At 67.1% G+C, this 25,886-nt stretch carries 18 protein-coding genes; 11 read left to right on the top strand and 7 right to left on the bottom strand.

What is annotated here, in order from left to right; translation table 11 throughout:
* Nucleotides 1-327: 327 nt before the first annotated feature.
* The 4 genes from B2R83_RS16625 to B2R83_RS16610 all read right to left on the bottom strand — a co-directional run bounded on the left by B2R83_RS16625 (nucleotide 328) and on the right by B2R83_RS16610 (nucleotide 8,914).
* Nucleotides 328-2,229, bottom strand: coding sequence for a DUF885 domain-containing protein (locus tag B2R83_RS16625; RefSeq protein ID WP_292043623.1), 1,902 nt, complete (start codon nucleotides 2,227-2,229; stop codon nucleotides 328-330).
* Between the two features lie 127 nt (nucleotides 2,230-2,356).
* Nucleotides 2,357-2,839: a hypothetical protein gene (locus tag B2R83_RS16620; protein ID WP_036211749.1), complete on the bottom strand. Its 483-nt coding sequence runs from the start codon at nucleotides 2,837-2,839 to the stop codon at nucleotides 2,357-2,359.
* A 49-nt stretch (nucleotides 2,840-2,888) separates the two neighbouring features.
* Nucleotides 2,889-7,004 carry a DEAD/DEAH box helicase gene (locus tag B2R83_RS16615; RefSeq protein ID WP_292043621.1) on the bottom strand — a complete coding sequence of 1,372 codons (4,116 nt, stop codon included), beginning with the start codon at nucleotides 7,002-7,004 and terminating at the stop codon, nucleotides 2,889-2,891.
* Complete coding sequence (locus tag B2R83_RS16610; RefSeq protein ID WP_292043617.1) at nucleotides 7,001-8,914, bottom strand: S9 family peptidase; 1,914 nt, start codon at nucleotides 8,912-8,914, stop codon at nucleotides 7,001-7,003. Before B2R83_RS16610 ends, B2R83_RS16615 begins: the two co-directional genes overlap by 4 nt.
* 89 nt (nucleotides 8,915-9,003) lie before the next feature.
* Between B2R83_RS16610 and hemE the strand changes: the two genes are divergently transcribed.
* From hemE to B2R83_RS16590, 4 genes are all read left to right on the top strand, one after another.
* The gene (gene hemE / locus B2R83_RS16605) at nucleotides 9,004-10,086 is read left to right on the top strand and encodes a uroporphyrinogen decarboxylase (RefSeq protein WP_292043614.1); all 1,083 of its coding nucleotides are present in this window, start codon (nucleotides 9,004-9,006) and stop codon (nucleotides 10,084-10,086) included.
* A 565-nt stretch (nucleotides 10,087-10,651) separates the two neighbouring features.
* Nucleotides 10,652-12,658 carry a primosomal protein N' gene (locus B2R83_RS16600; RefSeq protein WP_292043612.1) on the top strand — a complete coding sequence of 669 codons (2,007 nt, stop codon included), beginning with the start codon at nucleotides 10,652-10,654 and terminating at the stop codon, nucleotides 12,656-12,658.
* Between the two features lie 22 nt (nucleotides 12,659-12,680).
* The gene (locus B2R83_RS16595) at nucleotides 12,681-13,514 is read left to right on the top strand and encodes a hypothetical protein (protein ID WP_292043609.1); all 834 of its coding nucleotides are present in this window, start codon (nucleotides 12,681-12,683) and stop codon (nucleotides 13,512-13,514) included.
* A 68-nt stretch (nucleotides 13,515-13,582) separates the two neighbouring features.
* Complete coding sequence (locus tag B2R83_RS16590) at nucleotides 13,583-14,404, top strand: hypothetical protein (protein ID WP_292043604.1); 822 nt, start codon at nucleotides 13,583-13,585, stop codon at nucleotides 14,402-14,404.
* Here the strand turns inward: B2R83_RS16590 and B2R83_RS16585 are convergent.
* Complete coding sequence (locus B2R83_RS16585) at nucleotides 14,373-15,239, bottom strand: oxygenase MpaB family protein (RefSeq protein WP_292043600.1); 867 nt, start codon at nucleotides 15,237-15,239, stop codon at nucleotides 14,373-14,375. The genes B2R83_RS16590 and B2R83_RS16585 overlap by 32 nt on opposite strands.
* Before the next feature lie 113 nt (nucleotides 15,240-15,352).
* Between B2R83_RS16585 and B2R83_RS16580 the strand changes: the two genes are divergently transcribed.
* On the top strand, nucleotides 15,353-16,792 hold the full coding sequence (locus B2R83_RS16580; protein WP_292043598.1) for a dihydrolipoyl dehydrogenase: 1,440 nt from the start codon (nucleotides 15,353-15,355) through the stop codon (nucleotides 16,790-16,792).
* Nucleotides 16,793-16,833: 41 nt separating this feature from the next.
* Here the strand turns inward: B2R83_RS16580 and B2R83_RS16575 are convergent, their stop codons facing one another.
* On the bottom strand, nucleotides 16,834-17,319 hold the full coding sequence (locus tag B2R83_RS16575; protein ID WP_036211724.1) for an SRPBCC family protein: 486 nt from the start codon (nucleotides 17,317-17,319) through the stop codon (nucleotides 16,834-16,836).
* 161 nt (nucleotides 17,320-17,480) lie between these two features.
* Here B2R83_RS16575 and modA point away from each other — a divergent pair, with 161 nt between their 5' ends.
* From modA to B2R83_RS16545, 6 genes are all read left to right on the top strand, one after another.
* The gene (modA, locus tag B2R83_RS16570) at nucleotides 17,481-18,227 is read left to right on the top strand and encodes a molybdate ABC transporter substrate-binding protein (RefSeq protein WP_292043595.1); all 747 of its coding nucleotides are present in this window, start codon (nucleotides 17,481-17,483) and stop codon (nucleotides 18,225-18,227) included.
* A gap of 6 nt (nucleotides 18,228-18,233) precedes the next feature.
* Nucleotides 18,234-18,914, top strand: coding sequence for a molybdate ABC transporter permease subunit (modB, locus tag B2R83_RS16565; protein ID WP_027866477.1), 681 nt, complete (start codon nucleotides 18,234-18,236; stop codon nucleotides 18,912-18,914).
* On the top strand, nucleotides 18,911-19,987 hold the full coding sequence (modC, locus tag B2R83_RS16560; RefSeq protein WP_036211718.1) for a molybdenum ABC transporter ATP-binding protein: 1,077 nt from the start codon (nucleotides 18,911-18,913) through the stop codon (nucleotides 19,985-19,987). Before modB ends, modC begins: the two co-directional genes overlap by 4 nt.
* A gap of 93 nt (nucleotides 19,988-20,080) precedes the next feature.
* Nucleotides 20,081-22,141 carry a UvrD-helicase domain-containing protein gene (locus B2R83_RS16555; protein ID WP_292043592.1) on the top strand — a complete coding sequence of 687 codons (2,061 nt, stop codon included), beginning with the start codon at nucleotides 20,081-20,083 and terminating at the stop codon, nucleotides 22,139-22,141.
* A gap of 155 nt (nucleotides 22,142-22,296) precedes the next feature.
* Nucleotides 22,297-24,453: a DUF4214 domain-containing protein gene (locus tag B2R83_RS16550; RefSeq protein WP_292043590.1), complete on the top strand. Its 2,157-nt coding sequence runs from the start codon at nucleotides 22,297-22,299 to the stop codon at nucleotides 24,451-24,453.
* A 69-nt stretch (nucleotides 24,454-24,522) separates the two neighbouring features.
* Entirely contained in the window at nucleotides 24,523-24,726 is a 204-nt protein-coding gene (locus tag B2R83_RS16545; protein ID WP_027866480.1) for a SlyX family protein, read from the top strand.
* Here the strand turns inward: B2R83_RS16545 and B2R83_RS16540 are convergent.
* Nucleotides 24,701-25,886: GMC family oxidoreductase N-terminal domain-containing protein (locus B2R83_RS16540; protein ID WP_292043586.1), on the bottom strand; the 1,186-nt coding region annotated here is incomplete at its 5' end. The genes B2R83_RS16545 and B2R83_RS16540 overlap by 26 nt on opposite strands.

The following is a 25,886-nucleotide window of genomic DNA, read 5'->3' as shown; positions in this document are numbered from 1 at the left end:
CAGGTGCCGGCGGGAGGCGGGATAGTCACGCCTGCCAGGCACGAGCTCGGTCAACAAGACGGTTCGGGGCAGGAAGAGAACGCTGCACACTTTTGTGCACGTTTTTGCTAGCAGATCGGTGCAACTGGTAAAACGAGAGGAAGGACTGGCGCTGCGCGTCCGCTAGGACGACGGTGCGGGGAGGGAAGTCATCGAAAGTCTCCGGCTTATGGGTATGGGTGCTGCATACCCATTCTAGCCTTGGAGATATTGCGCACAAGCGAGCACGCGAGCACGCCGCTTGTGCGCTTTTGCACAGGCGATTTCCTGTGCAACATCAAACTATGTTTACTGCATCAACTCGGAGATCATCTTCACCGGCGCATTGCCGTAGCCGAGGAACTGGTCGTGGAATTCCTTCAGGTTGAAGCGCTCGCCCAGCTGCTGCTTGCGGCGTTCGCGCAGCTCCATGATCTGCTCGTAGCCGCTGTAGTAGCTGGTCAGCTGCACCGAGGTGAGCGTCACGCGGCGCCATTTTTCATCGGCTTCCTGGCGGGTCTGGAAGGCCTGGCGCACCAGCAGGTCGATCGCCTCGGGCTGCTGCATGCCGAGCACGTGGACGCTGTAGTCGAGGATGGTATTGGTGACGCTGCGCAGGTTCCACTTCGAGTACATCAGCCACATCTCGGGCGCGTTGTCGCCGTAGCCGTTCTCCAGCATCATGCGCTCGCCGTACACGGCCCAGCCCTCCACCATCGCGCCGTTCCCGAACAGCGACTTCACCAGGGACGGCGAACGGTTCGCATACACCAGCTGGGCGTAGTGGCCGGGGATGGCCTCGTGGATGTTCAGGATCTGCAGGATCCACTCGTTGTACTCGCGCAGGCTGCTCTCGGCCTGTTCCGGGCTCAAGCCGTCGAGCGGCGTGACGTTGTAATAGGTCTTGTCCTTCGGACGGTAGGGGCCCGGCGCGTCGATGCTGGCGCCGGCCACGCCGCGCTGGTACATCGGGGTCTCGCGTACTTCCAGCGGCTTGTCGGCGTCCAGGGTGAGCAGATTCTTTTCGGTGACGAACTTGTGCAGCGCCGGGATCTGGCGGCGGATCTCGGGCAGGAAGTTCTCGCGCGAGACGTGGCGCTCGGAGAGCTTGTTGATCATCATGCCGATCTTCTGGAAGCGCTCGCGCGGCTTGGCCACGCCGGCCATGTAGCGCGGCCACAGTTCGTCCGAGATCGTGTCCATGCGGGCGAGCAGCTCCTCGCGCGTGGCCAGGGCCTTGCGGAAGGTCTGTTCGGCGGTGCTGGACGACTGGATCTCGAGCGCGAACTTCTGCTCGTATAGCTCCTTGCCGGCGCGGAAGGGGCGCGGCTTGGCGGCGTTCTTGTCGAGTGCATCGAGGAAGTCGACGTAGGCCAGCACCGCAGTGCCGGCGTTGGCGATGCGCTGCGCGAAGATCGCCTTTTCCTGCGTGGTCAGGATCGATTCCTGCGCCGCCTTGCCCAGGTCGGCCAGCACCGCGATGGTGCCCGGCGCCTGCGCGATGGCGAGCTGGGTGTGTTCGCGCGTCGGGTTGGCGATCGAGGCTTGCGCCGCCGCATAGAAGGCCGGCACGTTGGCCAGGCGCTTGAGGATGGTGCGCAGGCGCTGCGGCTTGGCGGCGTATTCGGTATTCAGGATCAGGTCGAGCGGCTGGGCGACGTTGTACAGCGCCGGGTTCCACTCGTATTCGCGCCAGGTCGTCAGGTTCCAGCGGTCCTTTTCCAGCTTGTTCACCAGGAGGGCCAGGTCAGTGCGCTGGCGGTCCGACAGCTGGCGGGTATCGAGCTTGCCGAACTTGTCCAGCCATTCGTTGGCGAAGGCCAGCTTCTTGGCGCGCGTGGCGGCGTCCGGAATGGTGAGGTTGGCGGCCTGGTCGAACTTGCCGACGTAGATGCCGCCTTCCGGATCGACGCGCCACAGCGCGGTCAGGTACTGCATGCTCATCGAGTCGAAGCGGCGGTCGAGGCGTTTCTCGCTGGCGCCGGCGGTCGGGCTTACGGCGACGGCGGTAGCGGCAGTCGCCGCGGCAGCGGTGGCAACGGCCGCTTTCTTTGCCCCCTTCTTGACTGGCGCCTTGGATTTATTCGTTTTCGCTTTGACCACTTTCGTGGCTTTGGCCTTGCCCTTGGCGGGCTTGGTGGTCTTGGCGCTGGCCGGCGCCAGCGCGAAACTCGCCAGCAGGACTGCCAGCGCGATCTTCGTTTTCATCATCCTGTTCGAACCCTGTCGATTAAAAGGTCGGCTTCCCCCGCGCGGCAAGCGCAAGGCGGAGCCCGGAAGAGTAGCACCATTCAGCCCGCTTGCGCATGGCTGAAACATTCCGACACTTAGTGCAAACTTAATCGGCGGCGCCGGAACGGATCATCTGCTGGTGGATCGCATTCACCGTTTCCACGGCTTCGCGTCCGCGCGCGATTCCATGCAGGACGATGCTGTTGCCGCGGTCGAAGCGGTGGCCGATGTGGACCGTGTACGAGCGCGTCACCCAGGCGAAGAAGCCGCCGGCGTAGCTGGCCTCCATCATGTCGCGCCACTTCACGCCACGGACGCCGCGCGCCCACGGCAGGACACCCGAGACCACCCAGACGCCGATGTCGTCGTAGTACAGCTGCACGCTGCGCACCAGCAGGAAGCGGTAGCCGACCACCAGCGCCGACAGTGCCAGTACCGCGGCGGCGGCCAGTTCGTTCCAGCGGAAGGCCAGCGGCAGCGCGACCAGGAACAGCAGCGCGGCCAGCGCCAGCACGCCGGCATAGGCCGTCCACGACTTGACGCCGATGACGCGCGCCTGTGCCGCCGTTGCCGCTTTGTCCAGTTCCATCCGTCTTTACTCTTCTGTAAAAATCGGCATGATCACATGGAATGCCGTCCTACGCCAGGCCCTGCTTCAGCATGGCGAGCATCTCGCCCGGCGACATGCGCGCCGCCATCTCGGTCCCTTCCAGCAGGCTGTCGGCCAGGTCGCGCTTGCGACCATGCAGTTCGACGATGCCTTCCTCGATGGTGCCGCGCGCCACCAGGCGGTAGATCGTGACCGGGCGTTGCTGTCCCATGCGGTGGGCGCGGTCCGAGGCCTGGTCTTCCACCGCCGGGTTCCACCACGGGTCCATGTGGATCACGTAGTCGGCCGCGGTCAGGTTGATGCCGACGCCGCCCGCCTTCAGGCTGATCAGGAACAGCTCGCCTTCGCCGGCCTGGAAGGCATCCACGCGGCGCTTGCGTTCCTGCATCGAGGTGGCGCCGTCGAGGTACTGGTAGGGGATGTGCTTGCCATCGAGGTACTTGCGGATCAGGCTGAGGTGGTCGACGAACTGGCTGAACACCAGCACTTTGTGGCGGTTCTCCAGCAGGCCGTCGACCAGGCGCGCAAAGGCGATCAGCTTGCTGCTGGCGATGCCGGCGCCGGGCGCCACCAGTTCCGGATTGCAGACGGCGCGGCGCAGCCGCATCATCTCGGCCAGGATCTCGATCGACTTCTGGCTTTCCGGCGCTTCCAGCGCGGCCAGCTTGTCCAGGGCATCGCGGCGCAGCGATTCGTACAGCGCGCTTTCTTCCTGGGTCAGCTCGACCGGCACCACGATCTCGGTGCGCGGCGGCAGCTCGGTGAGCACCTGGGCCTTGGTGCGACGCAGGATGAAGGGCTGCGTGAGCCGGCGCAGGCGGTTCCTGGCCCCCAGCTCGGCGCGCTTGTCCTGAGCCTTTTCGATGGGGCCGGCGAAGCGCAGCTGGAACTGGTCGGCGCTGCCCAGCAGGCCGGGGTTGATGAAGCGGAACAGGTTCCACAGCTCGCCCAGGTGGTTTTCCAGCGGGGTGCCGGTGGCCGCCATGCGGAAGTTCCCCTGCAGCGCCATCACGGCTTGCGAACGCTTGGTGTGCATGTTCTTGATGGCCTGGGCTTCGTCCAGCACGATGCTGTGCCATGGCCGTTTTGTAAACAATGCCGCCTCCAGCTGCAGCAGGCCATAGCTGGCCACCACCACGTCGAAGGGACCGGCTTCTTCCAGCAGCGCGGCGCGGTCGCCGGGGCCGAACAGCTTCAGGTTCAGGGTCGGCGCGAAGCGCTGGGCTTCGGCGATCCAGTTCAGGCAGACCGAGGTCGGCGCGATCACCAGCGCCGGACCATCGGGCGCACGCGTGAGCAGCAGGGCCAGGGCCTGCAGCGTCTTGCCGAGGCCCATGTCGTCGGCCAGGCAGGCGCCGACGCCTAAATGGGCCAGGCGTCCCAGCCATTCGAAGCCCTCGCGCTGGTAATCGCGCAGCTCGGCCTGCAGGGTGGACGGCAATGCGGGGGTGAAGGCTTCGCTGTCGGCGATGCGCTGCAAATGCTTGCGCCAGGCCGCGTCGCTGTCCACGCTGCCGGCCTCGCGCGCCAGTTCCGCCAGCGAGAAGCTGGCCAGCGGATGCATGCGCAGCTCGTCCCCAATGATGGTCCCGTAGTCGCCGAGTTCCATCAGGCGGCGGTGCAGCTCGTCGCTCAGGGCCAGGTATTCGTTGTCGCCCAGCGCCACGAAGCGGCTTTTCCCTTCGCGCACGCGTTCGAGCAGCGAGCGCAGGTCCAGTACCCGCTGCTCGTCGACTACGATCTCGCCATTCGCGGCGAACCAGTCGCGGTCGCGCCGGACCTGGATGCGCACCGATGTCGAGTTCGCGCGCTTGGTGACGCGGAATTTTTCGCCCTCCGGCCAGGCCACCACCACCTTGCCCGGATCGAGGCTGCGCAGTTCCTCCACCAGCTCCAGGCACAGCAGGGGCTGGCCGAGCAGCCATTCGCCGTGCTCGAGTTCTCCGTGCTCGAGCGCCTGGCAGGCGCCGACCAGCTGGCGCTCGGCCTCGCGTTCCGCATTCAGGTCGCGCCGCGCTTCGGTGCGTATGCCGTTGACGTCGGCGATCACGCTTTCCGCGCCGGTGCCGGGCGAGTAATAGGCGCCGCCATCGAGTGGACGGACCAGCACCTGCATGCTCAGGCCCTGCTGGTAGGGGCGCAGGTGCAGGTGCAGGCGCGGGTCGGCCGCCACCTGCTCGATGTCGCCGGGGCTGGCGCCGATGTCCGACTGCACCGTGACGATCGAGGAGATCGCGCTGATCGCGCGCAGCACGCGGCGCTCGGCTTCCACCGGCACTTCCAGGCCCTCGCCGACGATGGCGGCGATGCGCCGGTGTTCCTCGTTGACGCGCACCAGGCGCAGGCGGGTCGGCGTCTCGCGCGTGACGATCACTTCGCCGTCCTGCTCGCCCGGCGCGGGGTGGAGCGAGATGGTGACCTTGCCGCCGCGCGCCTTCACCAGCAGTTCCGGCTCGCCCGGCAGCAGCTCGACGCGGGTACCCGGCGAGTCCATCCAGAACAGCAGCGGATGGCCGACCAGGGCAGCGAGCGCCTTGTCGCGCTCGAACTCGAAACGGATGCCGGTGCTGCCGTAGTAGCGCCGTCCGGCAATGCTTGCCACCGCCTGCAGGTCCTGGGCGGTGAGGAACTCGAGCTGCTGGGCATCCTCGGCCAGGCGCTTCAGGCCGATGGCGCGGCCGCGGCTCCAGCCGCCCTGCGCATCGCGCTTCTGCTCGCGCGGCTCCAGCTCGCGCACCCCCATGTGCTCGTCGTAGCGGATCATCCACACCAGGCGCGATTCGCGCACCACCTCGGCATTCAGCGCCGGCTGCAGGTTGATCAAAGCGTTGAGCTGGCGCTCCCAGGCTTCCTCGCGCTCGAACCAGTGGGGCAGGTCGGTGATCCGATGACGGCGCCGCAGCTCGCTGGCGCGGGCTTCATGGGTGATGGCGCCCGCTCCGCCGATCTGGCCCAGCAGCGCGGCCAGCTGGGCCGACAGCAGGTCGAAGCCGGCGCGCTCGGACTGCGCCAGCATGTCCTCGATGTCCTTGCGCTTGCCCTGCAGTTGCGGCAGGCCGAGCCAGTGGTGCATCAGGGCGCGGAAGGTGAAGGGCTCGAGCGCCATCTCCCAGCTGCGCGAGGCCAGCACCTCGGCGTCGACGGTGCCGCGCCGGATCTCCTGCAGCATGCTGAGCTGGAAGACCACGGCCGTCTCCGGCCGCTGCACCGCGCGGGTGGCGATTTCCAGCCAGGCGTCGGCCAGCTTCAGCTGCGCCGGCTGGTTATTGCGCAGGAGGGCGGCCAGGTAGAGGTGGGCGCCGATACCGTCGAACACGGCCTTGCGCTTGCCGGTCTCGCGGCGCAGCTGCTTGAGCGCCGCCTCGATGCCGGGCAGGGCGATGTCGGGCTCGTCGCGCAGCAGGGCGATCACGTTGCGCAGGAACAGGCCGGCCGCATCGTCGACCTCCTGCAGCAGCCCGGAGGCGTCGTCGAGCCGGCCGCACAGGATCAGGTGTTCGCCCAGCGCGATGCGCAGCGCGATCGAGGGATCGCCCTGGCCCGCGTGGCTTTCCGCGGCGGCGCGGAGCGCGGGCGCAAGTTGCGGTTCGCGCTGCGCATGCTGGACCAGGGTCGCCAGCACGCCGTCGCGCAGCGAGGGATCGATGCGATCGAGCAGGGCGGGCTCGAAGGGACGTGCGCAGACCTCGACCAGCGGATGCAGGTAGGACGCTTCATGGCAGCGCAGGCAGGCGGCCAGCAGCGGCGTGACCGTCGATCCGTTCTCGCCGGCCAGCAGGGCCATGCGCAGCAGGGCCAGGCCCTGGCGGTAGCTGCGCAGGACCGGCGTGCCCTGCCAGTCGCGGCGCAGCGGCGTGACGCGCTCGTAGGCCGCGCGCAGGCCGGCGAACAAGTCGCCCGACAAGGCGTGCTCGATGGCCGGCCACACGGCGCCCGGCGCGATCGTGACGCCGCGCTCTCCCGCCTCGAGGACCAGGCCCGCTTCGCGCAGGCGCGCCAGCTCGGCCGCCCATTGCTCGGGCGGCAGCGGCAGGCCGGCGGCCATCAGGTGTTCGAGGATGCGCTGGCGGCCCATGGGCTCGCCGCCCAGCGCCAGCAGGGACAGGAGCGCCTGCTCGCCGCTTTCCAGTTCTTGAAAAATCATGCAGCCGGCAGGTTCTCGATCTCCACCGCCGGCAGGCCGGCAGGCACGGGGATGTGGAAGACACGCAGGTAGAACACCAGCTCCGATTCCAGCGTCGTCACCACGCTCTCGGCCTTGCGGAAGCCGTGGCCTTCGCCCTCCAGGGTGATGTAGGCCACCGGCACCCGGCGCGCGCGCAGCGCCTCGACCATGGTTTCGGATTGCTGGGGCGGCACCACCATGTCGTCCAGGCCCTGGAAGAAAATCATTGGCCGTTTCAGCTTGTCGGTATGGTGGATCGGCGAACGCTCGCGGTAGACCTGTTCGGCGCGGTCCGGCGGCGCGATCAGGTACTGGTTGTAGTGCGACTCGAACTTGTGCGAATCCGCATCCAGTCCGGCCAGGTCGGACACGCCGTAGTAGCAGGCGCCGGCCTTGAACAGGTCGTGGAAGGCGAGGGCGGACAAGGTCGTCAGGCCGCCGGCGCTGCTGCCGCGCACCAGCAGGCGCTCCGGATCGACCAGGCCCTGCTCTGCCAGGTAACGGGCGCCGGCCACGCAGTCCTCCACGTCGACCACGCCCCACTGGCCCTTGAGCAGGTCGCGGTAGGCGCGGCCGAAGCCGGTGCTGCCGCCGTAGTTCACGTCCAGCACGGCGAAGCCGCGGCTGGTCCAGAACTGGGTCGCCAGCTTGAGGGTGCTGGCCGCCATGCCGGTCGGGCCGCCGTGGCCGATGACGATCAGGGGCGGCAGTTCGCCATGTTGCGGAGCGAAATCGGCATTGGTCGGCGGATAGTGGAAGGCGTAGGCGCTGCGGCCGTTCGCGCTGGGGTAGCTGATCGAACGTGGCACCGACAGGTAGCCGACATCCGGCAACTGCGCGATCGAGCGCGCCAGTACCTCATGCTGGCCGCCATCGAGGTCGATGCGCGCCAGTTCCAGCGCGACCGTCGGCGCGCCGCCCAGCAGCGCGACCGTGTGCGCGTTCACGCGCAGTTCGCGGATTTCCTCGTAGGGCGTCGGCACCTCGGTGAGCTGGCCATTGCGCAGGCGCGCCAGCTTGCTGACGCCGCCCTCGATGTAGGCGCACACGATTTCCTCGTCCGAAGTAAAGCCGTACAGCGAACCGCCGAAGGTCCACAGCGGCCCGCCGAATTCCGCCTCGCGCGGGCACAGCGCCCCCACCACGCCATGTTCGAAGCGGTACAGGTTCCACCAGCCGCTGCGGTCGGACACGAAGTGCAGCACGCCGCCAGGGGACCATTCCGGCTGGCAGACCGATTCCTGCGGCCCGCCCGCCACCAGCCGGCCATTGGCCAGCGTGCCGTCGTCCATGATGTCGGCCAGCCACAGCTCGCTGCCTTCCCAGGGCATGCGCGGATGGTCCCAGCACAGCCAGGCCAGGTGGCGCCCGTCCGGAGAGATGCGCGGCGCGGCATAGAAGTCGTTGCCGTCCACCAGCACGGTTTCGACACCGTCGAAGCCGATGGCGGCGATCGTGTTCTCGGGGTAGTGGCCGCCGGCCGCATGGTCTTCGCGCACGGCCACCAGGCGCCGGCGCTGTGCGTCGACCACGAAGTCGGCGTAGCGCTGCTTGTTGTCCTCGGCAGTGACCGGCGCCGGCTGCGCGCCCGGCTCGACCCGGTACAGCCGGCCGTCGCCGTGGTTCGAGAACCAGGCGACGCCATCGGCGACCGTGACCGCGCCGCCGCCGTATTCGTGCACCTTGCTGCGCACGTTGAACGGGGCCGGCGTCAGTTCGCCCCGGCTGCCCACCAGCGTCGAGCGTCCCGCCTCGCTGGCCCGTCCTTCCAGCCAGTACAGGTCGGCGCCGTCGAGCACCAGCGAGGCGAGCGGCGTGGCGCCGGCCGCGACGCTTGACGCAGTCATCGGGGAGGTCCAGGTGCCGCAGGGTGCTTGCTGTTTGGTCATGGCAGTACTTTCATCGACAAGAAACGCATTATAAGTGTGCCCCCAAAGATGCGATAATGGAGGTTTTCCCTCCGCCGTCATTGTCAGCCATGCCACAATTCGCCCCGCTTCAGAACGACACCTTCCTGCGTGCGCTGCTGCGCCAGCCGACCGACTACACCCCGGTGTGGCTGATGCGCCAGGCGGGCCGCTACCTGCCGGAATACCGCGCCACGCGCAAGCAGGCGGGCTCGTTCCTGGGGCTGGCAAAGAATCCGGATTTCGCCACCGAAGTCACGCTGCAGCCGCTCGACCGCTATCCGCTGGATGCGTCGATCCTGTTCTCGGACATCCTGACGGTGCCGGACGCGATGGGCCTGGGACTGTACTTCGCCGACGGCGAGGGCCCGAAGTTCGAGCGCCCGCTGCGTACGGAAGCCGAGGTACGCGCCCTGCAGGTACCGGATATGGCGTCGCTCGACTACGTCTTCAAGGCGGTGACCCAGATCCGTACCGCCATCAACGGCCGCGTGCCCCTGATCGGATTCTCGGGCAGCCCCTGGACCCTGGCCTGCTACATGGTCGAAGGCGGCGGTTCGCGCGAATTCCACACCATCAAGAAGATGATGTACGCGCGCCCCGACCTGATGCACCACATCCTGGACACCAACGCACGCGCAGTGAGCCAGTACCTGAACGCCCAGATCGACGCCGGCGCCCAGGCCGTGATGATCTTCGATTCCTGGGGCGGCGCGCTGGCCGACGGCGCCTACCAGGAGTTCTCGCTGAACTACATGCGGCAGGTCCTGAGCCAGCTGCAGCGCGAGAAGGACGGCGTACGCATCCCGGCGATCGTGTTCACCAAGGGCGGCGGCCTGTGGCTGGACGAGATGGCGGACATCGGCGCCGACGCGCTGGGCCTGGACTGGACCGTCAACCTGGGCAAGGCGCGCGCGCTGGTGGGCGACCGCGTGGCCCTGCAGGGCAACCTCGACCCGGCCATCCTGTTCGCCGAACCGGAGCAGATCCGCGCCGAAGTCGAGCGCAGCCTGACCGCCTACGGCAAGCCATCGAACGGCCATGGCCACGTGTTCAACCTGGGCCACGGCATCTCGCAGTTCACGCCGCCGGAGTCGGTGACCGCCATGGTCGAGGCTGTGCACAACTTCAGCCGCCAACAGCGCGCCGTATAAGCGGTCGGTATTGTCTCCAGCTGCAGCACCCATTGCTGCAGCAAAATCTCACTTGTTCACAAGTTCGTTAAACCACAAAATTATTCCTGTGGACATCTTTGTCAAGCCTGAAAATACGCAAATCAATGATTCTTAAGCGTTTTTTTCATGGTGAACTGTAGGTATACACAGTAGGCCAGGTCGTTTGCAGGTAAATTGTCCCGGCTTCCTGTCCATTGTTCACAAAGTTATGCACAGGATGACGGATGAGTTGTGAAAAGTGCTTCGTTTACGCGGACTTAGCTCAACTCTTCAAGTAAGGTGTGAAGATTCTGGTGCACCGCAACGAGTTTTCCCATCACACATGTGCAGTTATGCACAGCAAGGCGATTCCAGCCCGGGTTGTTAACAGGGATAACTCTATCTTTGCAAGTCATTGAATTTACTGAATAATTTATTGTTGTTCCAGTGAATCGCGCGTTTGGAGTTGATCTAACGTAAACCTCGAACGGGGTCAAGTACAGCGCTATTCACAAAGTTTTCCACAGCTTATTGGTTCTGGTTTCCTTACTCAAGAAGGTTGGATTTGGCACACTGCTTCCTACAGGTTGCGCTCGACACACCGCTCAACAGCTGCTTCGATTACCGCTGGGAATGCCAGCCGGGCGAAGAGCCGGCGGTGGGCCAATTGGTGCTGGTGCCCTTCGCGCGCCGTGAGGTCGTGGGCCTGATCGTCGCCGTCAAGGGTGATACGGACGTCCCGGCGGACAAGCTGAAGGATGCGATCGCCGTGCGCAGCCAATTGTCGCCGCTGCCCGAGCGCTGGGTGGCGCTGGCGCGTTTCGCCGCCGACTATTACCAGCGCCCGCTCGGCGAGGTGGCGCTGCCCGGCCTGCCCAAGAACCTGCGGGTGCCGAAGACCGTGGCGCTGGACCGCGCGCTGAAAAAGCTGGCCAAGGAGGCCAGCCCGCACGATCCGACGCCCTCCGGCATGCCCGTGCTGAACCCGGCGCAGCAGGAAGCGGCGGGCAGCATCGGCGGGGCGCAGGGCTTCACCCCGATCCTGCTGTACGGCGTCACCGGCAGCGGCAAGACCGAGGTCTACCTGCAGGCCTGCGCCCAGGTGCTGGCGCGCGAGCAGGACGCCCAGATCCTGATCCTGGTCCCGGAAATCAACCTGACCCCGCAGCTGGAAGGGAACATCCGCGCGCGCTTCCCCGGCGTGATGCTGGCCACCCTGCACAGCAGCCTGTCGGAGGGCGAGCGCATGCTGCACTGGCTCGCCGCCCATGAGGGCCGCGCGCGCATCGTGCTGGGCACGCGCCTGGCGATCCTGTCCTCGCTGCCGAACCTCGAATTGATCATCATCGACGAGGAGCACGACCCCTCGTACAAGCAGCAGGAAGGCCTGCGCTATTCGGCGCGCGACCTGGCCGTGTGGCGCGCACACCAGCTGGGAATTCCGATCGTGCTCGGCTCGGCCACGCCTTCGCTCGAGACCTGGCACCATGCCCAGTCCGGCCGCTACCGCAAGCTCGAGCTGCGCGAGCGCGCCGTGCGCGACGCCGTGCTGCCCACCGTGAAGCTGGTCGACATGGAGCGCGACCGCCCCAAGGATGGCTTGACGAGCGCCCTGATCGCCGCGCTGCGGGGGCGCCTGGACCGCGGCGAACAGTCGCTGCTGTTCCTGAACCGGCGCGGCTACGCCCCGGTGATCTGCTGCGACGCCTGCGGCTGGATCAGCAACTGCACCCGCTGCACCGCCTTCATGGTGCTGCACCGCCCCGAGCACCGGCTGCGCTGCCACCACTGCAGCCTGGAGCTGCGCATCCCGCGCCATTGCCCGACCTGCGGCAACGTCGACCTGCAGCCGCTCGGGCGCGGCACCCAGCGCATCGAGGAAGGCCTGGCGGCGATGTTTCCGGAAGCGCGCATCCTGCGCATCGACGCCGATTCCACGCGCCTGAAGGGCAGCGCCCAGGCGGCCTTCGACACCGTGCACCGGGGCGAGGTCGACATCCTGGTCGGCACCCAGATGGTCGCCAAGGGCCACGACTTCAAGAAGCTCACCCTGGTGGGCATCCTGAACCCGGACACCGCCCTGTTCTCGCAGGACTACCGCGCCAGCGAGCGCCTGTTCGCCCAGCTGATGCAGGTGGCGGGGCGCGCCGGACGGGCCGGAGCCGCTTCGGAGGTGCTGGTGCAGACCCGCTACGCCAGCCACCCGCTGTATGGCGCCGTCGTGCGCCACGACTACGACCGCTTCGCCGGCAGCCTGCTGGAAGAGCGCCGCCAGGCCGGCCTGCCGCCCTTCATGTACCAGGCGCTGCTGCGCGCCGAAGCGCACGAGCTGGCCAATGCGATCGCCTTCCTGGAGGCGGCGCGCGACAGCCTGGTGTGGGATGCGGTGATGATCAACGACCCGATCCCGATGACGATGACGCGCGTGCACAACGTCGACCGTGCGCAGCTGCTGGTGGAATCGAGCTCGCGCCCGGCCCTGCAGGCTTTCCTGCGCGAGTGGGTCGAGATCCTGCGCGGGATGAAATCGCGCGTGCGCTGGTCGCTCGAGGTCGATCCGCTCGATATCTGAGCCAGCGTACCGAAAGCCTGCCATGACCTTCCCGACTGCCGCACGCCTCCCGCTTCTGCTTGCATTGCTTGCCCTGCTGCCCGCGGCGCAGCTCGGGGCCGCCACGCGTGCCGGACTCGATGTGGTCCATGAGGTACGCAACCGGATCGCGGCAGGCGACTGCGGGGCCGCCGTGGAGCGCCTCAAGAGCGGGCTGAAATGGGGCTATCCCGAGGTGGTGCTGGTGGCCGGATCGATGTACGAGCACGGCATCTGCGTCAAGGCCAGCTGGGACACTGCGCTGACTTTCTACGTCCGGGCCCACGAGGGCGGGGCGCCGGAAGCCGCCGAACGGATCGCCGCCGGTTTTGCCGACCCGGCCAGGGGGCCCGACGCCGCGGCGGCGCTGTGGTGGAACCTGCGGGGCCGTGCCGGCGCGGGTGCCGAGGCCTGCGCCGTCAGCCCGCAGGCCGCAACGGACCCGGATCGCTTCGTCGAGGAACTGCGTACCTGGCATCCGTCCAAACTGGCGATCTGCAACTACGTCGTCGGCGTGATCTCGACGATTTCCGCAGAAATGCGCTATCCGGGCCACGCCGAGGTGCTTGGCCTGGGTGGCGAAGTGAGCTTGCGCTTCCTGCCCGGGGAGCCGCGCATCGACCTGAAAATGGGCGGCAGCGGCGCCTATGTCCCGTACGGCGTGGTCAAGGGCGATTCGCTGCCCAGCCGCCCTCTGGCGCCGTTGGCGCCGCTGACCGGCTCGTTCGAGCATTCGATGCACGCGCTGGTCAATTACGCCCTGCGCCGCTATCCGCAGCCGGCCGGCATTCCCGCCGATGCCCAGGCCGGGGTCCAGTTCCTGTTCAAGCGCGAATGAGGCAATCCGAGAGAATTCACGTCCATCCGCACTGCTAGACTGTTCCCTTGTTCCGACTGGGGCCCGCCATGCGCGCTTTGACAACCGCTTTCCTCATGCTTGCCCTGCTCGGGGCATCCCACCACGCCGGCGCGGGCACCCGTTCCGGCGCCCTGGCCGTCGACGCCATCCGCGTCAGCATCGCCGCGCAGGACTGCCGACAGGCCGTGGACCGGCTCAAGAGCGGCCTGAAGAACGAGTACCCGGAAGTCTTCCTGCTGGCCGGCTCGATGTACGAGAACGGCATCTGCGTGCGGCGCGACTGGGATCGCGCGGTCACGTTCTACGTCCAGGCGCATGACGCGGGCGAGAAGGATGGCGCCGCGCGGATCGCGGCCGGCTACGCCGACCCGGCCAATGGAGCCGACGTGGCGGCCGCGCTCTGGTGGGCGATGAAGACGCCCCCATTCCGGTCGGGAGCGTGCGGCATGCCGAAAGAAGCGACGGCGGACCCCGACCGCTTCGTCGCGGAACTGAAGACCTGGCCGCAGGCCCGGCTGGCGGCCTGCAATTACGTTGCGGGCGTGTTGTCCACCATTGCCGCCGAGGTGAAGTATCCGGACCAGGCCGCGGCCCATGCGATCGGCGGCGACGTGAAGCTGCGCTTCCTGCCGGGCATACCGCGTATCGACCTGCAGCGCGGCGAATCGCGCGAGTACGAGATGGTGGGCTGGGTCATGGCCGACACGCTGCGCGACCGCAAGACAAGGCGGATGGCCAACGGTTTCGAGGCGGAGCTGAGCCGCGTGGCCAATCGCGCGCTGCAGCGCTACCCGCATCCCGGCGGCATTCCGGCCGATACCCTGATCGAGACGACATTCACTTTCGGAATCCAGTACCAGATGCGCTGAGCCGCCGGGCAGCCTGGGCGGCCGGGGTATCCCCCAGCGGCAGCAGGACGCTCGAACGCGCCAGCGCACGCACGAGCGCCCCCTCGCCGGGACGCAGGCCCTGCTTGCGCAGCTGGGGCAGCGACGCGACCGGCTCCGGCACGATGTCCACGGCGGCGCGTACCAGCAGCCGCTGCAGGGGCCGCATCGGTCCCGGCACCAGCGGCGTCTCATGCATGATGCGCAGGAAGTCGGCCAGGATGGCGGAGCCTTCCAGCCGGGGCGCCGTTTCGGCCAGCAAGGCTTCCCAGGCCCCCCAGGAGCGCGGCGCGCCAAGCGCGCCATACAGCCGGGCCGCGCTTTCGCCCTCGGCAAAGGCGGCGTCCTTCTCGGGCGCCGACAGGGGCCGCAGGTAGCGGTGGTAGGCTTCGGTGAAGCCGAAGGCGGCGGTGGCCTGCACCCAGTCGAGCAGGCGCGGGTCGTTGGCGCGGTAGGGCAGGCCCGCAGGCGTCGTGCCCCGCACCCGCTCATGCATGCGCACCACGCGCGCGATCATCTGCTCGGCCGCCGAGCGCGGCCCGTAGACGGTCATCATGGCCGCGAAACCGGTGCGGCGCAGGCGCATGACCGGGTCCTGCCGGAAGCCGCCCCGGTCCCACACGCCGGAGCGGACCGAGGGCTCGCTCAGCTCGAGCAGCACCGCCGCCACCCCGCCCACGAACAGGACCACCGGATTGGCGAACACCCGCCAGGCGATGCCGTCGCGGGGAGCGAGCGCCGGCTCTCCCGCCGGCTGGCTGAAGTCGAAGGCCATGCCAGGAGGCGGACGCAGCAGCTCCCTGATCGGTTCCAGCATTCGCCCTCCCATGGTGACAGGCGATCATGGTGGCACATTGGCCCGGTTCCGGCGGTCCGGCTGAAAATCGCGTATCGTTTCGTCATCATCTGTAGAGAGACCCGGAGAAGACGATGAACAAACTGGATGTGGATGTCGCCATCATCGGCACCGGCACCGCCGGCATGACGGCCTATCGGGCGGCGAAGGCGCAAGGAGCCCGGGTGGTGGTCATCGAAAGCAGCCACTACGGCACCACCTGCGCACGGGTCGGCTGCATGCCCAGCAAGCTCCTGATCGCCGCAAGCGAGGCCGCGCACGTGATGCAGCACAGCGCGCCCTTCGGCGTGCACGCGGGCGAAGTCCGCATCGACGGCCGCGCCGTGATGGAGCGCGTGCGGCGCGAGCGCGACCGCTTCGTGGGCTTCGTGCTGGAAAGCGTCGAGTCCTTCGATGACGCAGACAAGCTGCGCGGCCATGCGCGCTTCACCGGCCCGCATACCCTGCTCGTGGACGATCACACCGAGATCACCGCCGGCCGCGTCGTCATCGCCACCGGTTCCACGCCGCTGCGCCTGCCGGTGCTGGAGAAGGTCGGCCCCGGCATCGCTACCTCCGACGACGTGTTCTACTGGGACGAGCTGCCGAAATCGGTGGCCGTGATCGGCACCGGCGTGATCGGCCTGGAGCTGGGCCAGGCCCTGCAGCGCCTGGGCGTGCGCGTGAAGCTGTTCGCGCGCGGCGGCAGCATCGCCCACCTGAGCGACCCGGAAGTGCTGCGCAGCGCCACCCGCGTGCTCACCGAGGAACTCGACATCCAGTTCCAGTCGAAGGTGGTGGGCGCGGCGCAGGAGGGAGACGAAGTGGCATTGCGCTACAGCGACGCCCTCGGCGAAGAGAAGACCGAACGTTTCCAGGTCGTGCTGATGGCGGCCGGCCGCACACCCAACGTGCACGACATCGGGCTGGAACACACGGGGCTGGAGCGCGGGCCGGACGGCATTCCGCTGTTTGACGTCCGCACCATGCAGTGCGGGACCAGCCACATCTTCATCGCCGGCGACGCCAACAACGAGCGCCCGCTGCTGCACGACGCGGCCGACCACGGCAAGATCGCGGGCGACAACGCGGGCCGCTATCCGGACGTGCGTCCAGGATTGCGCCGCACGCCGATCGCGGTGGCCTTTACCGACCCGAACATCGCCACCCTGGGCGCGAACTACCGCAGCCTGTGCGAAGGGGGCAAGCGCAAGTTCGCGGTCGGTTCGGTCTCGTTCGCGAACCAGGGCCGCAGCCGGGTGATGTTGCAGAACAAGGGGATGCTGCGGGTGTATGCGGAATACGGTTCGCGCCGCTTCCTGGGCGCCGAGATGATCGCGCCGCGCGCCGAGCACCTGGCGCACACGCTGTCCTGGGCCTGCCAGATGCGCATGACGGTGGACCAGATGCTGGAGATGCCCTTTTATCACCCGGTGATCGAGGAGGGCGTGCGCACCGCCCTGCGCGACCTGGCGCACAACCTGGCCAAGGGAGAGAGCGAGATCGACCCGGCCGATACCGAGCCGGGTACGTAGATCAATTTGGCTTAATCATTTGCCAAAAAGATTAGCGAAACTTAATTCAGGTAGCTGGCATCCAGCTTGCCCTCGCCAGCGAGCTGGCGCAGGATGCGCACGGTGTCGATGTCGGCTTCCTGGTAGGCCGAGCGCTTGAAGTCGTCGTACATGGCGTTGGCCGGGTCGGTGTGCTCGCCCTGGCCGTCGTCGTAGCAGAAGCGCACCAGCAGCAGGGCGTCGCTCGGCGCCTCGATGATCATCTTCAGGCTGGAGGCGGCGATCTCGCCCTGGGCCGGCACTTCGTAGCGCACTTCCTTCAGCGGGGTCAGGTACACGACGTCGTCGATCACCAGGTCGCCGTAGCGCAGGCGGCGCGCGAAGCTGCCGCTGGTCCTGTCGCCGATCGTGCATTCGTCCAGGTGCGGCACGAACATGGTCGGCGATTCGGCGCGCAGCACCAGCCCGCGCCACAGCTGTTCGATCGAAATGGTGTCGATCAGCGGGTTGAGCGGATCGTTGATCTGGATGAGATGTTCAAATTTCATGGTGCAGTCCGAATAAGGCCTGGCGCGCGGCGCCACAAGGCTGCGATGGTACCTGATTGCGTGTCCCGGCGTCGCCGCTGCCCCGGCGGGCAGGCGCGCTTTCATTGGTACATTGGTAATATAGCGGTAGTTCTTCACCGTCCCCGTCTCGAAAGGGTGTCATGCAGCGTTTCCTCAGTCTCGCCCTCATCGCCATGGCATGCGCCGCGGGCGCCCGCGCCGGGGAAGTCCAGGTAGCGGTTGCCGCCAATTTCACGGCCCCGATGCATGCCATTGCCGCGCAATTCGAACGGGACACCGGCCACCGGGCCAGGCTGGCATTCGGTTCCACCGGCAAGTTCTATGCGCAGATCAGGAACGGCGCGCCCTTCGAGGTCCTGCTCGCGGCGGACGACGAGACCCCGGCGCGGCTGGACAAGGAGGGCCAGGCGGCGCCCGGCACCCGTTTTACCTACGCAATCGGCAAGCTGGTCCTGTGGTCGACCCGGGCCGGTGTCGTGGATGCCAAAGGTGAGGTGTTGCGGACAGGGGATTTCCGGCATCTCGCCATCGCCAATCCCAAGACCGCGCCGTATGGCGCGGCAGCAGTCGCCGTCCTGAAAAAGCTGAACCTGTTCGACGCGGTGCAGGCCAGGCTGGTGCAGGGCGAGAACATCGCGCAGACGCACCAGTTCATCAGTACCGGGAATGCGCAGCTCGGCTTCGTCGCGCTGTCCCAGGTGGCCAGGGACGGCAGGATCGCCTCGGGTTCCGGCTGGATCGTGCCGGCCAGCCTGCATGAGCCGATCCGCCAGGACGCGCTGGTCCTGGCCAGGGGACGCGGCAATCCTGCCGCACAGGCCCTGCTGGACTACCTGAAGTCGGCCAAGGCCCGCGCCATCATCCAGTCCTTCGGCTACGAGATGTAATCCGGCATGGCAGAGGAAAACCTGGCAGCCGTGTGGCTGACGCTCAAGCTGGCGTCGATCGTCACGGTCCTGTTGCTCATCCTTGGGACGCCGATCGCCTGGTGGCTGGCGCGTACGCGCTCGCGCATGAAAAGCGCGGTGGGCGCGGTCGTGGCGCTGCCGCTGGTCCTGCCGCCGACCGTGCTCGGTTTCTACCTGCTGGTCGCCATGGGCCCGAACGGGCCGGTGGGACGCGCCACCGATGCCCTCGGCCTGGGCACCCTGCCGTTCACCTTTCCCGGGCTGGTGATCGCCTCGGTGTTCTATTCCATGCCCTTCGTCGTGCAGCCCCTGCAGAATGCCTTCGAGGCGATCGGCGAGCGCCCGCTGGAAGTGGCGGCGACCCTGCGCGCCAGCCCCTGGGATACCTTCTGGTCGGTCGTGGTGCCGCTGGCGCGCCCCGGCTTCCTGTCCGGCGCCGTGCTCGGTTTCGCGCATACGATCGGCGAGTTCGGCGTGATCCTGATGATCGGCGGAAACATCCCGGACAAAACCCGCGTCGTCTCGGTCCAGATCTACGACCACGTCGAAGCCATGGAATATGCGCAGGCGCATTGGCTGGCCGGCGGCATGCTCGTGTTCAGTTTCCTTGTTCTGCTGGCCCTGTACACCTTCAATCCGCCGGCGGTGAAAGGCATCAAGGGATGAGCGGCATCCGCGCCAGTTTCCGCATCGACCGCGGCGGCTTCATGCTGGACGTCGACCTCGCCTTGCCGGGGCGCGGCGTGAGCGCCCTGTTCGGCCCCTCGGGTTCGGGCAAGACCACCTGCCTGCGTGCGATCGCCGGCCTGGAGCGCGCACCGAACGGCTATGTCGCGCTGGGCGACGAGGTGTGGCAGGACGAGGCGCGCAAGGCTTTCGTGCCGACGCACCAGCGCGCCCTGGGCGTCGTGTTCCAGGAAGCCAGCCTGTTCCCGCACCTGAGCGTGCGCGGCAACCTGGAATTCGGCTTGAAACGGGTCGCCGGCGCCGACCGCCGCTTCGAGCTCGGGCCGGTGGCCGTCATGCTCGGCATCGAGCGGCTGCTCGAGCGCAAGCCGGCGAGCCTGTCCGGCGGAGAGCGCCAGCGTGTGGCGATCGCCCGCGCCTTGCTGTCCTCGCCGCGCCTGCTGCTCATGGACGAGCCGCTCGCTGCACTCGACCTCAAGCGCAAGCAGGAAATCCTGCCTTACCTGGAGCGCATGCATGACGAGCTCTCCATTCCCATCATCTACGTCAGCCACGCGCCCGACGAAGTGGCGCGCCTGGCCGACCATCTGGTGCTGCTCGACGCCGGACGCGTGGTGGCCAGCGGCCCGCTCACCGAAACGCTGGCCCGCGCCGACCTGCCGCCGGCCTTCGCCGACGATACCGGGGTGGTGCTCGAGACCGTGCTGGCCGGGCACGAAGCCGATGATCTCTCGCGCCTGGCGTTCGAGGGCGGCGCGCTGTTCGTCGGCCGCCGCAGCGAGCCGGTGGGCAGCCGCCTGCGCTGCCGCATCCATGCACGCGATGTCAGCATCGCGCTGGAACGGCCCCAGCGCAGCAGTATCGTGAATCTCCTGCCCGCCATCGTGACGGCCACCGCGGCCACCGACACGCCGGGACACGTGCTGGTGCAGATGCGCATGGGCGAGGTGCCGCTGCTTGCCCGCATTTCGGAACGCTCGCGTCGCGAGCTGGACATCCGCCCCGGCCTGCAGGTCTGGGCCCAGGTCAAGGCAGTCGCCCTGCTCGCATAGGCAGTGTTGCAAAACAGGTTTTTTGGGGCATGCTTTTGGCGCGATGTCGAACCCGGCCTTACAATACCCGGCCATTCTGCAGAAATCTTTCCCATGTCCAACGCACCAAAATTCGGCCTCAACGGGCCGCAGAGCGAAGCCGTGCTCTATCTCGACGGCCCATGCCTGGTGCTGGCCGGTGCCGGCTCGGGCAAGACGCGCGTCATTACGCAAAAGATTGCGTACATGATCGAAGACCGCGGCTACGACCCGCGCACGATCGCCGCCCTGACCTTCACCAACAAGGCCGCGCTCGAGATGCAGGAACGCATCGCCAAGCTGCTCAAGCAGCCCAAGCAGGCCAAGCAACTGACCGTCTCCACCTTCCACTCGCTGGGCGTCAAGATCCTGCGCCAGGAAGCGGCCGGCGTCGGCCTGAAGGACAAGTTCTCGATCATGGACAGCGACGATTGCTACACCGTCGTCTCCGACCTGGCGCTCACCACCGATAAACAGGAAATCCGCCGCATCCAGAACGCGATCTCGCTGTGGAAGAACGGCCTGGTCGACCCCGAAGACGCGATCCGTAACGCGAAGGACGAGGACGAAGCCATGTCGGCGCGCGTCTACCGCAGCTACCTGGCCACCCTGCAGGCCTACCAGGCGGTCGACTTCGACGACCTGATCCGCCTGCCGGTGGAGCTGTTCCGCAACAACGAATCGATCCGCGACCGCTGGCAGCGCCGCCTGCGCTACCTGCTGATGGACGAGTACCAGGACACCAACACCTGCCAGTACGAGCTGGTGAAACTCCTGGTCACGGGCTTGGGTAAAAAGCCGATGTTCACGGCCGTGGGCGACGACGACCAGGCGATCTACGCCTGGCGCGGCGCCTCGGTCGAAAACCTCAAAACGCTGCAGACCGACTTCCCCGACCTGCGCGTCATCAAGCTGGAACAGAACTACCGCTCCACCACCCGCATCCTGCAGGCGGCCAATGCCGTCATCGGCAACAACCCGAAGCTGTTCGAGAAGTCGCTCTGGTCCGAACACGGCCTGGGCGAGCCGATCGAAGTGCTGGGCATGCAGAGCGACGAGCAGGAAGCCGAGCAGGTGGCCATCATGATCTCGGCCGACCACTTCCAGCGCAAGAACAAGTGGACCGACTACGCCATCCTGTACCGCGGCAACCACCAGGCGCGCATCATCGAGCAGGCCCTGCGCAAGGAACGCATCCCCTACACCATGTCAGGCGGTCAGAGCTTTTTCGACAAGGCCGAGATCAAGGACATCATCGCCTATCTGCGCCTGATCGCGAACCAGGACGACGACCCGGCCTTCATCCGCGCCGTGACCACGCCCAAGCGCGGGGTCGGCATGGCCACGCTCGAGACGCTGGGCGAATTCTCCAAGCAGTGGAATTGCTCGCTGTTCGAGGCCGCGCGCAAGAACGGGCTGGAAGCCAAGCTGGCCGAGCGCCAGCTGGCGCCGCTGCGCGACTTCTGCCGCTTCCTGCTGGAGCTGGAAGACCGCGCGACCCGGCCCGGCCCGTCCGGCAGCGGCGACAATGCCGCCGAGGTCCTGGACGACATGATGAAGGAGATGAACTACGAGCACTACCTGTACGAGAGCTTCGACGACCGTGCGGCCCAGGCCAAGTGGCAGAACGTGCTCGAGTTCACCAACTGGCTGAAGGAACGCGGCCGGGGCGGGCGCGACCGCGATGGCGAAGAGAAGAACCTGCTCGAGCTGACCCAGATGGTGGCCCTGATGTCGATGCTGGAAGGCCAGGACGAGGAACAGGATGCCGTGCGCATGTCGACCCTGCACGCCTCCAAGGGCCTGGAATACCCGCACGTGTTCCTGGTCGGGGTGGAAGAGGGCATCCTGCCGCACAAGGGCGACCCGGACGCGCCGGTGGAAGTCATGGCCGCCCGCATCCAGGAGGAACGCCGCCTGATGTATGTGGGCATCACGCGCGCCCAGCGCACCCTGCGCCTGACCTGGTGCAAGAAGCGCAAGCGCGCCGGCGAGCTGGTGCATTGCGAACCCTCGCGCTTCATCAAGGAAATGGCGCTGGACGTCGGCGACGCCCCGCCCAAGGAAACCGAAGTGCTCAGTCCGAAGGAAAGGCTGGCTAACCTGAAGGCCTTGCTGGCCATGCCGAAAGCATAAGTCTTCGATCCCCGCGTTGCGTATCAGCCTTGTTGGCCTGCTAATAGCCGCGCACGATTGAAATTCTTATTTGACTTCATTTGTGCCGCAGGAAATACTTTCCGCAAAGCGAGCTCAATGTAGAGTCTTGCAACCACTTTCTGACTATCTCAAGCATGGCAACCGTTACCGACCTGACCACGACCCCCCTGTCCGGGCTGAATCACATCGATGCGCTGCTCGATATCGGCCCCGACTGGAACTACATGATCGGCGTGACGCCGAACACGATTTACTACACCTTCGACATCTCGTCCGGAAACGAGGTGGACCAGGAAACCGGCACGGCGGTGACGGGACAGGCTGCGTTCAATATCACCCAGCAGACGGCCGCGCGGTCGGCCTTCACCTACCTGCAGCAGGTTACCGGTATCCAGTTCGTCGAAACCTCGAACGGCAGCAACGCCCAGATCCACCTGGCCAACCTCGACCTCGAAGGCAGCCAGACGACCGGCCTGTGCAGCTGGAACGGACCGTATTCGTACATCGGCAATAACGTCGTCGGATACAAGCCGAACGCTTACGTTTATCTCGATAACGTGGAATGGCGCGCGCAGAACGGCAATCCGGTACCGGGCAGCGAGGGCTACCAGACCCTGCTGCACGAGCTGGGGCATGCGCTCGGCCTCAAGCATCCCTTCCATGAGGGGGATGAGCACGACCACATCCATCTCCCCTTCCAGCAGGACAACACCGGCAATACGATCATGTCGTACACCGATACCGGCGGCCCGTACAGCACCTTCAGCCCCTACGACATCGCCGCGCTGAACTGGCTGTACGGCGGCGATGGCCTGGGCGGCGCGCTCGGCGTCGACGCAGGCGGGCGCTTCATCACCGGCACGACCGGGGCCGACCGCATCACCGGTACGGCCGGCAACGACCGCATCGTCGTCCTCGGCGGCAATGACGTCATCGACGGCGGGGGCGGCACCGACACCGTCGTGTTCAGCCGTGGCCGCGGCGAATACAGCTTCAGCGAAAACGGCAGCGGCAGCCTGCTCGTGACGCACGCGACCCTGGGCACCGCCACGCTCAGCAACATCGAACTGCTCGCCTTCACCGACGGACAGTACCAGCGTTCTCAGGTCACGAGCGACGTCACGCCGCCCGCAGCGCCGGCGCTGTCGGTGTCGAAGAATGCCGCCGGCTACACGTCCGGCAACAAGCCGCTCGTCACCGGCTCGGCCGAAGCAAACGCCCTGGTGCGCATTTACGATGGCGAGCGCCTCGTGGCCGAAACCCGCGCCGACGCGAACGGCCTGTTCAGCGTGGTCGCCAGCGCCTTCAACGACGGCCTGAATTACTCGCTGCGCGCAAGCGCGACCGACGCTGCCGGCAATGTCTCGGCATTCAGCAACGCCGTCAGCTTCAATGTCGACGCGACGCCGCCGGTGATCCCGACCTCGACGCTGGCCCTGGGCGCGGGCGGCAACCAGCCGGTCTTCAGCGGCACTGCCGAGGCCGGCACCACGATCCAGCTGGTGCGCATCGGCGACGCCACCGAGATCGGCCGCACCGTGGTCAAGAGCGATGGCAGCTGGCGGATCGACTCGGTGGCGCTGCCGAACGGCCCCTATGAAGTGGCCGCCGTGTCGGTCGACATCGCCGACAACGCCACCAGCGCCGCGAACCGCATGCAGTTCACCATCGACAGCATGCTCAACCTGACCGGCAACAGCCTGAACAACACCTTCACGCCGGGCGCGGGCAACAACGCGGTCGACGGCGGCGCCGGCCTGGATACCGTCGTGTACAACGGCGCTCGCGCCGGCTTCACGATCGAGCGCGGCGTCTACGGCGTGAGCGTGACCGACAAGAGCGGCGCGCTGGGCATCGACAACCTGGTCAACGTCGAGCGCATCCAGTTCGGCGACACCATGGTGGCGCTCGACATCGACGGCTCGGCCGGCGAGGTCTACCGCCTGTACCGCGCCGCCTTCGACCGCGAGCCGGACAAGGGTGGCCTGTCGTTCTGGATCAAGGCCCTGGATACCGGCAATTACACGTTGACCCAGATCTCGCAGATGTTCCTGGCCGACAAGGAAGCCCAGGCCCTGTATTCGACCGACCCGTCGGACAGCTATTTCGTGAGCAAGCTGTACGCCCACGTGCTGCACCGTCCGGCAGAAGGCGCGGGCTTCGACTTCTGGGTGAATGGCCTGAAGCAGGCCTCGCGTGCCGAGGTGCTGGCCTTCTTCTCGGAGAGCCCGGAAAACCAGGCGCAGGTGATCGGCCTGATCAACAACGGCATCGAGTTCCCGCTGGGCTGACGCCTGCCGCGCGCGCCGGGCCGGCTTGTGACTCTGTCATAATGCCGGCTTTGCGCGCGGGGTAAGAGCATGAGCCAGGAAGACCGATTCGTCGATATTGAAATCAAGCTCGCGCACCAGGAAGACCTGGTCGAGACGCTGAACGACACCATCTACCGCCAGGGCCGCCGCATCGACCAGCTCGAAGCCCTGGTCGCCTCCCTGGTGGACCACGTCCGCACCCTGCAGTCCACCCGCCAGGGACCGGTCAACGAGAAACCGCCTCACTACTGACAGCGGCGCCGGCCAGCATGGCGCCGAGCCGCTTGCCAAGGCACAGCAGGGTGAGCGTCGGCGGCAATCCCCATGGCTGCGGGATCACCGAGGCGTCGCATACGTAGAGTCCGGGCGCGGCGCGCAGCGCGCTGTCCACGCCTTCGCCGATGCGCACGCTCCCGCCCGGATGGGCGGCAAAATGGTGGCTTGCAAACACCTGCCGCGCGCCCGCCTGTTCCAGGATCCGGCGCGCCATCCCGATGCCTTTGTCAAGACGCGCCCGGTCGCCTGGGGTCAGGCGCTTGTCCACCCAGCGCGGGCCGACCGCGCCGCCGATGTCGTCGCGGATCTTCACCATGATGCTCAGCGTGCGCCGGTGCGCGCCCACCCGGTCGACGCGGCCGGCCTGCAGCGCGAAAGCCGCGTACATCGGCGCCGGCAAGGTGAGGTCGGCCAGCGCGATGCCCTCTTCGGGAAAACTGGCGCCGGCCGCCATCGGCACTTCGGCGCCGCCATCGACGTCATCCACGCTCCCCATCACCGCCACCACCGGATCGCTGAAGAAGGACGCCAGCCGCGGCCCCAGGCCGGAGGCATGCAGCAGGCGCGGACTGCCGATGCCGCCGCCCGCCAGCACCACCGTCTGCGCCCGTACCGTGTGCGTGCCGCCTTCGCGCCGGTATTCCACGCCGACGGCGCGGCCGTCTTCCACCAGCACGCGTCGTACCCGGCTGCGGTCCAGCAGCACGGCGCCGTGGCGGCAGGCTTCCTCGACGAAATCGCGCGCGCTCCACTTGGCGCCGTAGGGGCAGCCGTACACGCAGCGCCAGCAGCCGCTGCGGCAGGCCTGCGGGCGGATCATCTTGTCGAGCTTTTCCCAGTTGAAACCGGCAGCGCGTGCCGCCGCCATGATGCGCCCCGCCATCGGGCCGACCAGGCTGTCGGGCAGGGGCGCGAGCGGCAGTTCCGCGCGCAAGGCGGCGAGATGGGGCGCCAGGTCGATGCCGTGGGCGGCGAACATGGCGGCAGGGGGCGGGGCGGCGGTGGCGAAGTTCAGCGCCGAGCTGCCTCCCAGGGCGGTGCCGGCCACCAGCAGCGAGGCGTCGCGGTGCAGCCAGGCGCCGCGGCCGGGCAGGGCCATGGTGGCCATCTGGCCCAGGGTGCCGGCCAGGGGCGCG

Source organism: Massilia sp. UBA6681, from assembly GCF_002454935.1.
In the GTDB taxonomy this organism is placed as follows: domain Bacteria; phylum Pseudomonadota; class Gammaproteobacteria; order Burkholderiales; family Burkholderiaceae_D; genus Telluria; species Telluria varians.
Note: the sequence above shows the minus strand (reverse complement) of the source record. Positions and strands in the feature narration are given on the sequence as shown.

Bases quoted from the DNA above. Each gene is read 5' to 3' on its own strand.
- B2R83_RS16555 (WP_292043592.1), top strand. From the start codon at position 20,081: ATGTCCAACGCACCAAAATTCGGCCTCAACGGGCCGCAGAGCGAAGCC.
- hemE (WP_292043614.1), top strand. From the start codon at position 9,004: ATGCCACAATTCGCCCCGCTTCAGAACGACACCTTCCTGCGTGCGCTG.
- B2R83_RS16595 (WP_292043609.1), top strand. From the start codon at position 12,681: ATGACCTTCCCGACTGCCGCACGCCTCCCGCTTCTGCTTGCATTGCTT.
- modA (WP_292043595.1), top strand. From the start codon at position 17,481: ATGCAGCGTTTCCTCAGTCTCGCCCTCATCGCCATGGCATGCGCCGCG.
- B2R83_RS16610 (WP_292043617.1), bottom strand. From the start codon at position 8,914: ATGACCAAACAGCAAGCACCCTGCGGCACCTGGACCTCCCCGATGACT.
- modC (WP_036211718.1), top strand. From the start codon at position 18,911: ATGAGCGGCATCCGCGCCAGTTTCCGCATCGACCGCGGCGGCTTCATG.
- B2R83_RS16625 (WP_292043623.1), bottom strand. From the start codon at position 2,229: ATGATGAAAACGAAGATCGCGCTGGCAGTCCTGCTGGCGAGTTTCGCG.
- B2R83_RS16545 (WP_027866480.1), top strand. From the start codon at position 24,523: ATGAGCCAGGAAGACCGATTCGTCGATATTGAAATCAAGCTCGCGCAC.
- B2R83_RS16580 (WP_292043598.1), top strand. From the start codon at position 15,353: ATGAACAAACTGGATGTGGATGTCGCCATCATCGGCACCGGCACCGCC.
- B2R83_RS16550 (WP_292043590.1), top strand. From the start codon at position 22,297: ATGGCAACCGTTACCGACCTGACCACGACCCCCCTGTCCGGGCTGAAT.
- B2R83_RS16620 (WP_036211749.1), bottom strand. From the start codon at position 2,839: ATGGAACTGGACAAAGCGGCAACGGCGGCACAGGCGCGCGTCATCGGC.
- B2R83_RS16575 (WP_036211724.1), bottom strand. From the start codon at position 17,319: ATGAAATTTGAACATCTCATCCAGATCAACGATCCGCTCAACCCGCTG.
- modB (WP_027866477.1), top strand. From the start codon at position 18,234: ATGGCAGAGGAAAACCTGGCAGCCGTGTGGCTGACGCTCAAGCTGGCG.
- B2R83_RS16590 (WP_292043604.1), top strand. From the start codon at position 13,583: ATGCGCGCTTTGACAACCGCTTTCCTCATGCTTGCCCTGCTCGGGGCA.
- B2R83_RS16585 (WP_292043600.1), bottom strand. From the start codon at position 15,239: ATGCTGGAACCGATCAGGGAGCTGCTGCGTCCGCCTCCTGGCATGGCC.
- B2R83_RS16615 (WP_292043621.1), bottom strand. From the start codon at position 7,004: ATGATTTTTCAAGAACTGGAAAGCGGCGAGCAGGCGCTCCTGTCCCTG.